We start from the raw sequence: 12,533 nt of genomic DNA on the forward strand, positions 1-12,533 counted from the left end.
GCAGGCCCGGGCGGCCCTGGCCGGGCTCCGGGAGGCGGGGGTGCGGCAGGCGATCTTCAACGCGGGCAGTGTGGTGCCGAGGGAGGCCGTCGGTGTGCCCTTCGTGGACGCCCGCGTACTCGTGTCCGCCGAACTATCCCGGAGTGCCGGTGTCGCCACGGTGGTCGCCCCGGCCCACACGTACATGGAAAACCTCTCGGCCCCTTGGTCCTCTCCGCTTGTCAGGGCGGGGGAAGTCGCCTACCCGCTCCCGCGGGAACTGCCGGTTCCCTGGGTGGCACTGGACGATCTCGGAGCGGCCGTCGCCGCCCTGATCACGTCGAAAGCTCCTCCCCCACTCCAGATCGTGGCAGGCCCGCGAACACTGACGGGCGACGAGGTCGCCGCCGAACTCACCGCTGCCCTGGGACACTCGGTGCGATGGAACTCGATAACCCCCGCCGCCTACGAGCGGATGCTGGCCCCGCATCTGGGGGCCGAGGCCGCGGAGGGTATCGCGGGGGCTACACCCCACCGCCTCCGGGAACACCTCCATCACCCGGACCCGATCCAGCGGTGGTCACCCCCGGCGCCACCACCGTGCGCGACTGGGCGGCGCGCCAGGACTGGCCTGCCCACGTCGGCGCCGTCGAAGCCTGAGCAGATCACCCACGACCAGTTCGGCCGCCTCGACCGAGAATTGCGAGCACGGGAAACATTGCCGCTGTGGCTGTCAGCCGAGACTGCCTCGCCGAGCCCAACGCGTCGAAAGTCGTGTGGCGCGCATTTCGGCGGTGCGGCCGCGGCAGGGATCAGTGTCGGTGGGTGGGGATACGCTGTGCCGCACAGTGCCGGAGCCGAGTCAGGGGGTTGTCGCGTGACGATCAGTGCGGAGGTCGCGCAGGGAGCCGATGACGACGATCCCGAGTCGCTCGATCTGCGCGATGACATCTCGTTCGAACTCGAGGAGGTCAACGAGGTGCTCGGCGAGTTGATCGCACTGCAAGCCGACCGGAAGGCCAAGGACGGCGACCTGCTGACCGCTCGGCTCGGGGTCGGTGGGGAAAAACCCGAAACCCTGGCTCGGATCGGCGCGCGCTACGACCTCTCCCGTGACCGTGTGCGGCAACTGCACACCAAAGCGGTCGGGCAGATGATCCGGACGGCCCAGCTGTCCGGGCATCGCGCCGCCGCGGTGCTGTCCGCGCGCTATCCGCTCGATGCCATGGACCGGCAACTGGTGCGTGCGCTGCTGGTGGAGACGTACGCGACCGACACCGACATCGCCGCGACCGAGTTGTCGTACCTGAAGCTGCGGCTGGCCGGGCACGCCGCCGAGGACGCGAAGCGGATCGCCGGGTTCGTCACCCAGCGCATCGCCGCCTGGCAGAAGAAGACCAACCGTCGCCTGGCGAAGCTGCACGACGCCGAGCCGCGCGCGACGAGTCAGCTCGATCCCTGGTTGGAGCAGGTCGATTGGCCGGGCGCAGGCGCCGCCGCCGCGGTCCCCACCGTCTCCGCGCGCACCGTGGACAGCGACGACGACGGCCGCGGCCGCTTCTACCTGGACAAGGTCGGCCGCGACGTGCCGTTCGACTCCGGCTTGGAGGCCAGGCTGCTGTGGATCCTCAACGCCAGCGGCCGAGTCGAGACGTTCCAGGAGCAACCCGCGGCAGTCGGCTACGACTTCGACGGTGCGCGGCGGCTGCACTATCCGAGCATCGTCGCCCGCCTCACCGACGGCCGCACGGTCTTGATCGACGTCGCGCCGCTGGGCCACGTCGGCTTCCACGTCAACCGGGTGAAGGCGGCCGCCGGTCGCGCCCACGCGCACGCCAACGGCTGGGGCTGGCTGGTCTGGACCGGCAGCCGCATCGGCGTCCCGGATCTGCGCGCGCGCCCGGTCGGCGCGACGAGCGAGCAGATGCTGCGAAGCCTCGTCGAGCGCGGACCGGTGCACTGGGCCGCGCTACGCGAGGTGCGCGCGAAGACCGGCCTGGAGCTGCTGGACTTCCTCGCGCTGGTGCTGCGCCACGAATGGCGATGGGACCGGGCGCCGTTCCGGCTCAGCGCACCACCATCGCCGCCGCCAGGAACGTGACGATCAGCAGCATCGCGCAGATGGTGATCAGCTGCCAGCGGCCGATGGTCACCTCGAGGTTGGCGATCGTGTTGCGCAGGGCTTTGTCCAGCCGATCGTGATCGGCGATCGTGCGCTGGGCGGCGGCGAGGGCATCGGCCCTTTCCTGGGCGGCCAGCTCCGCGCGTTCCAGTCGCGTGGTCAGCTTCAGCAAGTGCTTCTGCCTGTCCCGCAACGACTTGCGGGCAACCGCCAGCGCCGTGCGCTGGTTGACCAGTTCCTGGCGCTGCCGGGCGATGACCGTGGCCTGCGTCCTCGTGTGGTACTCCCAGTCGGTCACAGTGGCCCAGCCTCCTGTCTTCTCATCCCGATAGCCCCAGACGTACTCGCCGCGTACCCAGCCGGCGAGGAACTCGCGCAGTTCGACCGGGTCACGCCGCGGCGCCGCCATCGCGTGCTCGGTGTCCAGCACGCCGGTGACCGCGCGGTACTCACAGGCGACGGGCGCGAAGTCCGAGATGCCCAGCGCGTGCAGGTACGGCACCCAGTATCCGGGTGGGCACAGCCACAACACGTCCGTGCAGCCCGCGGCACGCAGCCGCTCGGTGTGCTCCTGGGCGAGCGCGCGCTCGAGCGGACCGCTGCGCACCTCGATCGCGTATACCCGATCACCCTTGCGCCAATCCACGTCCACCGGCAGTGTTCCGATGCGCCCATCCACTTCGGCTTCGTCCGCCCCGTAGGCGAGCAGCCTGCCGCACAACCAGTACTTGAGCCGCTGCATATCCCACTGCGCGGCGGAACATTCCGGGCACCCGCAGGCGTAGCCGGACTTCGACCCACGTGTACGGCCGGAAGCCTCTCCGATACCCAACTCGGCGAGCATCGCTCGGCGCCCGCAGGCGATCTCCGCCCGCTGCTTCGTTCTCACGCGACCACTCCCCTGCACAAACCACCGCAGGCCAGGCGACCTACGCCATAGATCAAGAGTGCGTCAGACTCGGCTACCTCGCCAGCCCCGTTCACCCCGCGCTCGGGTGTGCCACGCACGTGGGCTGTCGCTGGGGTCGGCGTCGCATCTTGCGGCACAAGGACTTTCATCATGCCACCCGGACGGAACCGGACACTCCGGTATCGGCGAATTGACCGTTGCCGCCGCCGCGACGCGCCCGGGGGTGAAGAGTTCGACGGTCTCCAGCCCGCCGCACCGGCACCGGGTCGCGCAACGCCGAGCCTCGCGGCGACGGCGAGCGCGGACTCGCGGACGGCGCGGTTCGGGCGGATAATGATCGATCAGATGCGTCGGCATGGTTTCCGGACAAACCGGGTCGCCGCGTAATCCGCCTGCGTGGGGGTATTTCCGGGGGCCTAGGCTGCATCGATCAGGTCTCGGATCGGTTTACCGCCGATTCTTCGCGAGCCGCGGATGCCCAACTGGGCGGATAGAATCGTCCGGCCGAGTGCGAGCTGGGCCGATACGGGGAAGTAGGTACTGGATGGAGCACGGTCAGCAGACCGGCGAGTCGATCGGCGCGATGCTGTCGAGTATCGCGTCGGCTCTCCGAGAGGTCAGCGAGAAGCTGGACGCGGTGGCGGCCCGGATCGATGGCGCACCGGCCGTGGTGGGCGAACCGAGCGTCGAAGGGCGGTTGGCCGAGCTGGAAGCGTGGGCTTTCCGTGCCGGACAAGACATCTCGAATCTCGATACGCGAGTGGAGCGCCTGGAATCCGCTGACGACCACACGCCGGAGGATCGGCGAGCGGCGCCGGAGCGCCCGGCCGCACCGCTGCCCCGGGCAGCCGAGGGACGGGCGAACGCGCGCCAGTCCGAGCGCGGCGGCGCCGAGTTCGCGGCGCGGAATAGTGATGCCCGCGAGCCAGCCGGTTTCCGCAACGGCGCCCGGCCGACGAGCACACCGCGGGAGCCGGTGCACGCGGCAGCGGAACCTAATTCCGCTGCGCGGTCGAGCTTCACGCCGCCTCGCGAGCCCGCGCTGCAACCGGATTCCACCTCCGAGCAGAGCGTCTCCGCGCCCCGCGAACCGGCATCGAATTTCACTGCCCCTCCGTCGCGCGAGCCGACCTTCACCGCGGCGACACCGCGGGAACCCCTATCCCCGTTCACACCGCCGACGCCACGCGATCCGAGTGCGGGGCAGGAAAGGTCCACGGCGGCACGCGAACCCGCCACCACATCGGCCTCGTACTCCGCGGGCGAGAACGCCGCGTACGAAAGCATCGTCGCGTCCGCCACCACGAATCACAGCGGCCCGGAGAACGGGGCGGCTGCGGACGCCCCGGGCACGGGCCTCACCGGAGCGCACCGCGCCGGCGAGGAACACCGCACCCCGGTAGAGAACACACACGTGGACAAACTGCAGGCCATGCTGGACGAACTCAAGCGCACGGCGGCGGCTCCGCTGGGCCGCTCCGACGTCTTCGACTCGACCGTCAACGGATATCAGTCCGAGCGCACCGACGCGCAGCGCAGGCCGACCGACTACCGGCTCTCCAGCCCGCCCCCGGTGTCCTGACCGGCTTTGGCGCGGCGCCGCTTCGGGGGGCGCGCCGCAGCCGCCGAACCCAGCAGGATCTCCTGGACGAGATCGCGCAGCCAGCGATGCCCCCCATCGGCGGTGTTACGCGGATGCCACGCCATCCCGATGGCGACTTCGGGCAGCGGCAGCGGTATCTCGAACGCGCTCAATCCCATCGCGGGTAGTGTGGCGGCGCTCAGCATGGCAGGCGCAGGGCAGACCAGGTTGCCGCCGCGCACCGCGAACAGCGCGCTGGTCAGCGTCGGCAGGGTGGCCACCACCCGCCGGGTGCGGCCGTGCAGGGCCAGGCGGTCGTCGATCGGGCCGTGCGAACGGCCGTTGCGCGAGATGCTCAGATGCGGCGCGGCGGCGTACGCGGCGACGGTGACGCGATCGGTGACCAGTGGATGGTCCGCGGCGGCCACTCCGATCACCCGGTCGGTGAGCACTCTGCGCACGGTGGTCTCCGGGTCGGTGTGGTCGATCACGCCGACTTCCAGGTCGACGCGTCCGTCGCGCAGGGCGGCGGTGCCCTCGAGGGTGTCGGGCAGGAAGCGCAGCGTGACGCCCGGCGCCTGCGCCCGGACCGCCGACAGCAGGGGCTCCGCCAGTTCGGTGAGCACCATGTCACCGGCTTGCACCGCGAACGTCCGGCGCAGTGCCGCGGGGTCGAGATCGTCGCGCGGCGTCAGCAGCGCGCGTCCTTGCTCGACCAGCGTGCTGACCTCATAACGCAATTCCAGCGCGCGTGGCGTCGGTACCAGGTTGCGACCCGCGCGCACCAGCAATGGATCGCCGAGCACGCCGCGCAACTTGGCCAGCGTCCGGCTCATCGCGGGCGGGGAGGTGTGTAGGCGCTGCGCGGCCAGGGTGACGCTGTTGGTGTCCAGCAGCGCGTCCAGGGCCACGAGCAGATTCATGTCCAGCGCTTCCACCCTTGGATTATCGCCAACGCAAACCGCCGGCCCCGGCATTGCGCGGGCGACAACCCGGGGCGAGTCTCCTCCCGAGCGGCAGCACCGGCATGTCCTCGGCGCGACACTCCGCAACCGAGCGCGACGTCGCTTCGAGCGCGATGCCCCACCGAACACCTGACCCTCCGGTGACCTGCGGATATTCACTGCACCACAGCGTCTACCAGCCCGTGCGCCGCTACCTGGCGACAACTCGGGACGGCTCGTGCGCCCAACCATGCCGCGCTGGAGTCGGTCGCCCGAGGGCCGCATACCGCCCTGTCGATCGGCGTGGGTCGATTTCGGCAGTCGATGCAACTGTGCGCACGCAGCGTTCGCAGTCGCCCACGCACCCTGCATCGCGCCTCGGACCGAGGTCTCCGTCCCGTCCACCGCGCGACCTGGAAGGCGCACGGACAGCCGCCGGTCAGCCACGAAGAGGACTCAGTGGCTGACCCGCCCGCTGTCGCCCTCGTACGGCAGCAGTTCCGCATCGATCGGGGCCGCCGGGTGCGTCACCGGCCCGGCCACTGGTTTGCGGCGGGTGGCCAATCCCCGGTAGGACTCCGGCTTGATCCGGCGGAACACCTGTGCCGCACGGGTGCGCAGCGGCAGCCGGAACTTCAGGTCGGCGAGCATCTCATCGATGTTCTGGATGGAGAACGGGACGACCGCGGCGCCGTGGGCGTGGCGGCCGTGCGTACGCTCCTGCATCCAGCGCAGGCGGGCGTCGATCTGCTCGTCGAGTTTGTCGGAGGCCGGCAGGTCGATCCTGCCGGTGAGCAACGCGGCGGTCCAGTGCGCGGCGACTTCGGCGTTCAGCGTGCTGACCGCCGAGGAGTTGTAACCGGCGAAGGTCAGATTCGGGACTTCCAACGGCAGGATCTGTCGGTGCAGGCGGAAATTGCCGTGCTCGTCGGTCAGCCTGCGCTGGGTGTACGGCGTGAGGAACGGCACGCGCTGCTGGAAGCCGGTGGCGCACACGACGACGTCGGCCTGCAGGACCTGACCGGTGGACAGGCGGACCCCGGGCGCCGCCTTGGGGCCGCCGCCCAACTCGGTGATCGTCGTGTCACGATGCACCGTGATACGGCCGTTGGCCACCTGCTCGTAGAAGCCTTCGCTCACGAGGCTGATGGTGCTCTCGGCGATCTCCTCGAACCGCCCGCCGGGCACCAGGCCGAGTTCGCGCAGGTGCGAGTGCTTGGTGACCAACTCCTGGATCAGATCGAAATTGCTGATCCGCACCGACTCGCCCGGGCCGTCCAGAAACCGATCCATCCAGCGGGGCCGTAGGTAGTGGAAGTGGGCCTCGCCGAAGCGGGTGAGCATCAGCCGTTCGTAGTCGATGACCCGCGCCAGCTTGCGCGGCATCTTCCAGAACAGCCGCCGGGCCACCACCGAGGTGGACGCCGCGACCTCGCTCACCGCGGCGGCGATGTCACAAGCGGACTTGCCGTAGCCCACCACGACGACCGACTTGCCGCGCACCGACTCGAGATCGGTGAACTCCGAGGAGTGACACAGCCGCCCGCCCGCCGCGCGGAACCAGTCGGCGCCGCGGTAGTCCGGCATCGCCGGGTCGCTGAACACGCCGTTGGCGATCACCAGGTGGTCGTAGGAGGCCCGGTGGATTCCGCTCTCGTCGCGGATTTCCAGCAACCAGCCGCTGTCCACCGGGTCGGCGGCGACCACCTCGGTGCGCAACCGCAGATGCTCGGTCAGCCCGAAGTGCTCGGCATAGGCGGCCAGGTAGGCCTGCATGTGCTGCCCGTCGAGCACGCGGGGGTAGTCCGCGGGCATCGGGAAGTCGGAGAAGTGATACGTGTCCTTGGAGTTCTGCGTTTGCAGGCCCGGGTATCGCCGGGTCGCACTCCACACGCCACCGACATCGGGTGTGCGGTCGAATATCTCGACCGGAAAACCCTCCTGTTTCAGCACTTTCGCGCAGGCGAGACCTGCGATACCCGCACCGACGATCCCGATGCGGCTTCCGCTTGTCATGCGCAGGAGACTACGTCGCCAGCGGCGCGGAGCAAAGTCGGTCGACCGAATCCGCTCTTCAGCGCGCTGCGGGCGCACTCACGGCAACAACGTGAAGCTCGAGCAGGCCGCGGATCAGGATGTCTCCCGCCACCGCAGATCCACTTCGTCGACGGCGGGACGCAGCAGCGGATAGCGCCGGACCAGCCTGGTCAGCGCGACGCGGGCCTCGAGCCTGGCCAGTCCGGCGCCGAGGCAGTAGTGGATGCCGTGGCCGAAGGCCAGGTGGCCGTTCGCGCCGCGGGCCGGATCGAACGTAGCGGGCGCGGCGAACCGCCGTTCGTCGTGGTTGGCCGACGCGACCGAGACCAGCACCAGTTTCGGTCAACAGTTCGAGCACGGTGTCGCCGATCAGGTTGGGCGGCATGATGCGATGCGCGCCGTCGCTTCGGCCCGGCTACCACGCGCCGGTGAGTTCGATCGCGCCCGTGCCGGCGCTCGCCCGAATCGCGAATTCGTCCGAGTTCGGCCGACGCGGAGCGCTGAATCGAGCACCGGAGCCCTGTTCGGCGTCCGGATCGCGACGGCCGTCGTATTCGCCGCCGACCCGGCCGTAGGACGCTGGTCGGCCCGGTAGCGCATCGAAGACTTGCTCGCCGGTCCGCTGTTGTCGTCGCGGGCGTGACGATCAGCGGCGCATCGGACCTGCCAGCGGATGTGCCCGGAAGAAGTGCCACATGACCTGGTCGGCGCTGATCGACGTGGTGGTGGTGGTGCCGACCAACGGCACGGGCGACGCCAGCGAAGGATGACCCGGCCACGTGTGCCCGCCGTCGATGATCGAGTAGAGCTCCACGTGGCCCCGGCCGGGCACGGGTAACTCGCCAGCGTCACGTCGGGAGCGATCTGCCGCTGTACCGGGTCTGCCGCGCAACCGTTCCGGCGCGCCCACGCCGTCGCCTGCGCCGGGATGCGGTCGGTCGATCTTCGGGCGCCCCGTGCCGTCATCCGGTTCCACGACCGACCCCGAGCCGTCCGGTGACGGCAGGAACCGGGCGTTCGGACCCGTGCCGTCGGTGTAGGCGACGATGGGGTCCGCGGTGCCGTGGAAGGCGATCGCGGGCACCGGACGTTCGGTACGGCACCACGCGAAGTCCTGCAGACCGGCCACCGGAGCGACCGCCGCGATCCGATCCGAGAGCTGACAGGCCAGCGACGAGGTCGTGAAGGCTCCCATCGAGAGGCCGGTGACATAGAGCCGGCGCCTGTCGACGCACAACGACGACTCGACGTGTGAGATGAGTTCGGACAGATAGGCGACGTCACCGCTCCCCTGGCCGAAGTCCCATCGCGGCAAGCCCGGTTGCTCGAGCTGTGGGGTGATCGTCACGAACCCCTCGGCTGCGCCGAGCATGCTGATCCCGCTGCCGGCGGGCTCGAGCTCGGCGGGCTCGAGATAACCGTGGAGGTCGAACACCACGGGCGTCGGCCGCCCGGGGTCGGTCACGGGAATGTCCCGGATGTAGGTGCCCGATTTGTCGCCCGCAACCAATCGCAGCGTCGCTCGTCCCGGTGCCGCCGTAGGCCCTCCGCATCCCACCGAGGCCACGGGATCGTGCGAGGGCGCCTGTCCGTCGGCCCGTGTCGGTGCGGCGCCCGAGAACACAGCGGCGGCTACCGCTGCGGCTACCGCGACCGCGCAGGCGACGCGGCGTTAGCGGCCTGTCGCACGTGTGCTCTGATAAAGGCATGGGCAACCTTCCCGTCATCGTCGACCGGGCCGGGCTGTGGGACGCCGAAGCCCTCAGTGACGTTGCGGCGGCGACGTTCCCACTCGCCTGTCCACCGGGAGCGACGCCCGACGACATCGCTGTCTTCGTCAGCGAGGCGCTGTCGGGCGAACGCTTCGGGGAGTATCTGAGCGATCCGGCCCGGGTCGTGCTCAAGGCCGTCGCCGACGAGGACATCGTCGGTTACGCGATGCTGGTCACGGGCGACCCGGCCGACCCAGCGGTGGCCGAGTCGGTCGGGCTGCACCCGGCGGTGGAGATCAGCAAGATGTATGTCCTGCCCGGTCATCACGGCAGCGGGGTGTCGACCGCGCTGATGCGGGCCGCGCTGGATTGGGCGCGGGCGGAACACTATCCCGGTGTCTGGCTGGGCGTGAACCAGGAGAACGTCCGCGCCCAGCGCTTCTACGCCAAGCACGGCTTCGCCGAGGTCGGCACGAAGACGTTCCTCGTCGGCAACCAGCTGCATCACGACTACGTGCTGCGGCTGGTCTTCTAGGCCGGATTCAGCGCAGGAAATCGACGAGCGCGGCGTGGAAGGCGGGAGCCACCACCGCCATCAGGTGATCGCCGGGCACCACAGCGAGCCTGCCCTCGGGCAGGGCGGCTGCGAGTCGCTCCGGTTCGGCAGCGAACGGGTCGTTGTCGCCGGCCAGCACCAGGGTAGGCACGGTGACGTCCGCGAGGGTCGCGATGGGGCGGTCGTCGAGCCCAGTCGCCACCGCGTGCATGGCGTCCACGTCGGCCCTCACCGCGTCGGCCAGCACCCGGAACATCTTTGCCGCCGGAGACGCGCCCGAGCCGTCTCCGGTCATCGCGGCTTGGAGATCGGGCAGGTCGATCACGCGGCGGTCGACGCCCCCGCAGTCCAGCACGCCCGACCCGATGCCGCCGACGACCAGCCGCCGCACCCGCTGGTCGGCGGCGGCAACCATGAGTGAGATCACCCCGCCCATCGAGTATCCGACCTGCACGACTTCCTCGAAGCCCAGTTCGTCGTAGAGCGCCCGCACGTCGCGCGCCATGGCCCGCCAGGAGTACCGCGCGGCCTCGTGCGGCTTGTCGGAACGCCCGTGGCCGCGCGCGTCCAGGGACACCACGGTATGCCCGGCGGATTGCAGGGCGCCGACCACGCCGGTGCTCATCCAGTTCGCGTTGGTGTCCGCGACCACTCCGTGTTGCAGCACGACCGGGATGCCTTCGCCCTCCCAGAGCCGGTAATTGAGATTCAGGCCGTCCCATGTCTCGAACTTCGTCATGCCGGGATCGTAGTGCGCGATACGGTGGCCGTCCGGCGCAGTGAGCCTCCGGCGGCGGCGCGCTCAGCCCAGCAGACGAGCTCGCAGAACGGAGAGATCGCCGTCGGTGAGCCGCAGCCCGTCCCGGACGTAGGCGTCGAAACTCCCGTATGTCTGGTTCACCTGGTCGAAGGCGGTATCCAGCCAGGCGCGCTGCACACCGTTGAGCGGGTCGTTTCGGTCGGCGTTGCGCAACCGGTTGGACAGCAGGTAGTCCTCGGTGACGGTGGCTCGATCGACACCGAGCAGGGTGAGCAGGACCGCCGCCATCCAGCCGGTGCGGTCCTTGCCCGCGGTGCAGTGGAACAGCACCGCCCCGTCGGAGCCGATGATGTCGCGCAGCACCGAGGCGAATGCCTCGTTCGCGCCGGGCGCGGTGATGAACGCGCGATACAGCCCCTCGCCGCCGGTGAGCGCGGTCGCCACGACTTCCGGCGGAGCCTGGCCGATCACGTCGGCCCAGTACGGCGTCGCGCCCGCGGGAATCCGGTCCGGCCCGAGCACGCGCTCGTAGACCGTGCGCAGATCGTGGACGGAGCGCACGCGGCGGTCGGTCAGCGCAGAAGAGTCATCCGCGGTCGCGTGATTCAACTGCCCGGTTCGGTACACCAGTCCGGTGCGCACGATCCGGCCGTCGGTCGTGCGGTACCCGCCGATATCGCGGGCGTTCTGTACGCCCTGCAGGTGTAGTGCGGGATCGGTTACGGCGGCCGGGGTCGCGGGCGGGTCGGCCGCGGCCCCGGCCGCTACCGGCCCGAAAGCGACCGCCAGACCAGCCGCTACCGCGACGGGGGCACGAAAACGAGGGGTCATCCGGCTACTCCGATCATCGTGTCCGCGGTGCTTGCGTTCCCGCCGAACCGCCGCGCTAGGCCGGGACCTCGAACCGCGACAGCGCGAGCAGGCGGGAGATGGCGCGCAGGTACTTCTTGCGGTAACCGCCCTCGAGCATCTCGGCGGAGAAGATCTGGTCGAGCTTCGCGCCCGACACCGTCACCGGAACGCTCGCGTCGTAGAGCCGGTCGGCCAGGACCACGATCCGCAGCGCCACGGCCTGATCGGTGACCGGATGCACGTTGGAGACGAACACCGACGACACACCGGAGATCAGCGCGCCGTACTTCGACGGATGCAGCGTGCTCAGGTGCTTCAGCAGCGCGTCGAACTCGTCGAGCGTGGAACCAGGGGTATTCGCCGCCCGTTCGGCCAGCACATCCGGCGCGGTGGGCTCCGGCGCGGGCGGCAGATCGCGGTGGCGGTAGTCGGGCCCGTCGACGCGCACCGCCTCGAAGATCGCGCCCAGCTTCTTGATCTCGCGCATGAAATCCTGGGCGGCGAAACGTCCTTCGCCGAGCTGGCCCGGCAAGGTGTTGGACGTGGCGGCGATCGAGACACCGGCCGCGGACAATTCGGTCAGCAGGCGCGAGACCAGCATGGTGTCGCCCGGATCGTCGAGCTCGAACTCGTCGATGCACAGCACGCTGTTGCCCGAGAGCCGTTCGAGAGCGTTGGCGAAGCCGAGCGCGCCCACCAGGTTGGTCAGTTCGCCGAACGTGCCGAACGACTTGGGCGCGGGCGAGCTGTGGAAGATCGAGGCCAGCAGGTGGGTCTTGCCGACACCGAACCCGCCGTCCAGATACAGCCCGGCACCGCTGACCTGCTTCTTCTTGCCGAAGAAGCTCTTCTTGTGCGCGGCCTTGCTGATCTTGGCGACCTGCCCGGCGAACTCCTCGGCCTTGCCGACTGCGGCCGCCTGGCTGGGTTCCTTCGGATCGGGGATGTAGGAGGCGAAACTCACCTCGTCGAACATGGGCGGAGGCACCATCTGGGCGACGAGCTGATCGGCCGGGACCTCCGGGTGACGATCGACGAGGCGTTCTTGCATGGACGAAGCCTAGAGACGTGGTGTGATC

At 69.7% G+C, this 12,533-nt stretch carries 11 protein-coding genes; 3 read left to right on the forward strand and 8 right to left on the reverse strand.

Going from position 1 to position 12,533, the window contains the following annotated elements:
* Positions 1-40 precede the first annotated feature (40 nt).
* A complete protein-coding gene (locus M8859_RS00145; RefSeq protein ID WP_249643585.1) occupies positions 41-2,080 on the forward strand; it encodes a sigma factor-like helix-turn-helix DNA-binding protein in 2,040 nt (679 codons plus the stop codon).
* On the opposite strand, the gene M8859_RS00150 is transcribed toward M8859_RS00145, so the two are convergent.
* Positions 2,046-2,990 (reverse strand): hypothetical protein, encoded by a 945-nt coding sequence (locus tag M8859_RS00150; protein WP_249643586.1) that lies wholly within the window; start codon positions 2,988-2,990, stop codon positions 2,046-2,048. The two genes, M8859_RS00145 and M8859_RS00150, sit on opposite strands and share 35 nt — an antisense overlap.
* Before the next feature lie 565 nt (positions 2,991-3,555).
* Between M8859_RS00150 and M8859_RS00155 the strand changes: the two genes are divergently transcribed.
* On the forward strand, positions 3,556-4,593 hold the full coding sequence (locus tag M8859_RS00155) for a hypothetical protein (RefSeq protein WP_249643587.1): 1,038 nt from the start codon (positions 3,556-3,558) through the stop codon (positions 4,591-4,593).
* On the opposite strand, the gene M8859_RS00160 is transcribed toward M8859_RS00155, so the two are convergent.
* The 4 genes from M8859_RS00160 to M8859_RS00175 form a co-directional block, all read right to left on the reverse strand.
* Positions 4,560-5,531: a LysR family transcriptional regulator gene (locus M8859_RS00160; protein WP_195070551.1), complete on the reverse strand. Its 972-nt coding sequence runs from the start codon at positions 5,529-5,531 to the stop codon at positions 4,560-4,562. The two genes, M8859_RS00155 and M8859_RS00160, sit on opposite strands and share 34 nt — an antisense overlap.
* Before the next feature lie 462 nt (positions 5,532-5,993).
* Positions 5,994-7,553, reverse strand: a complete 1,560-nt coding sequence (locus tag M8859_RS00165; protein ID WP_195070550.1) for a flavin-containing monooxygenase — start codon at positions 7,551-7,553, stop codon at positions 5,994-5,996.
* Between the two features lie 114 nt (positions 7,554-7,667).
* Positions 7,668-7,907, reverse strand: a complete 240-nt coding sequence (locus tag M8859_RS00170; protein WP_308221138.1) for a cytochrome P450 — start codon at positions 7,905-7,907, stop codon at positions 7,668-7,670.
* A gap of 313 nt (positions 7,908-8,220) precedes the next feature.
* Complete coding sequence (locus M8859_RS00175; RefSeq protein WP_249643588.1) at positions 8,221-9,039, reverse strand: CE1 family esterase; 819 nt, start codon at positions 9,037-9,039, stop codon at positions 8,221-8,223.
* Positions 9,040-9,281: 242 nt separating this feature from the next.
* Between M8859_RS00175 and M8859_RS00180 the strand changes: the two genes are divergently transcribed.
* Positions 9,282-9,821 (forward strand): GNAT family N-acetyltransferase, encoded by a 540-nt coding sequence (locus tag M8859_RS00180; protein WP_159919453.1) that lies wholly within the window; start codon positions 9,282-9,284, stop codon positions 9,819-9,821.
* A 7-nt stretch (positions 9,822-9,828) separates the two neighbouring features.
* On the opposite strand, the gene M8859_RS00185 is transcribed toward M8859_RS00180, so the two are convergent.
* From M8859_RS00185 to zapE, 3 genes are all read right to left on the reverse strand, one after another.
* Positions 9,829-10,581 carry an alpha/beta fold hydrolase gene (locus M8859_RS00185; protein WP_159919454.1) on the reverse strand — a complete coding sequence of 251 codons (753 nt, stop codon included), beginning with the start codon at positions 10,579-10,581 and terminating at the stop codon, positions 9,829-9,831.
* A gap of 63 nt (positions 10,582-10,644) precedes the next feature.
* On the reverse strand, positions 10,645-11,433 hold the full coding sequence (locus tag M8859_RS00190; RefSeq protein WP_249643589.1) for a tyrosine-protein phosphatase: 789 nt from the start codon (positions 11,431-11,433) through the stop codon (positions 10,645-10,647).
* Between the two features lie 55 nt (positions 11,434-11,488).
* Positions 11,489-12,505 (reverse strand): cell division protein ZapE, encoded by a 1,017-nt coding sequence (gene zapE, locus M8859_RS00195; protein ID WP_195070546.1) that lies wholly within the window; start codon positions 12,503-12,505, stop codon positions 11,489-11,491.
* Positions 12,506-12,533 lie beyond the last annotated feature (28 nt).

It is taken from the genome of Nocardia sputi (assembly GCF_023501985.1).

What these genes read in the sequence shown, in the direction of transcription:
- M8859_RS00155 (WP_249643587.1), top strand. Translation starts at nt 3,556, where the DNA reads ATGGAGCACGGTCAGCAGACCGGCGAGTCGATCGGCGCGATGCTGTCG.
- M8859_RS00165 (WP_195070550.1), bottom strand. Translation starts at nt 7,553, where the DNA reads ATGACAAGCGGAAGCCGCATCGGGATCGTCGGTGCGGGTATCGCAGGT.
- M8859_RS00180 (WP_159919453.1), top strand. Translation starts at nt 9,282, where the DNA reads ATGGGCAACCTTCCCGTCATCGTCGACCGGGCCGGGCTGTGGGACGCC.
- M8859_RS00185 (WP_159919454.1), bottom strand. Translation starts at nt 10,581, where the DNA reads ATGACGAAGTTCGAGACATGGGACGGCCTGAATCTCAATTACCGGCTC.
- M8859_RS00190 (WP_249643589.1), bottom strand. Translation starts at nt 11,433, where the DNA reads ATGACCCCTCGTTTTCGTGCCCCCGTCGCGGTAGCGGCTGGTCTGGCG.
- zapE (WP_195070546.1), bottom strand. Translation starts at nt 12,505, where the DNA reads ATGCAAGAACGCCTCGTCGATCGTCACCCGGAGGTCCCGGCCGATCAG.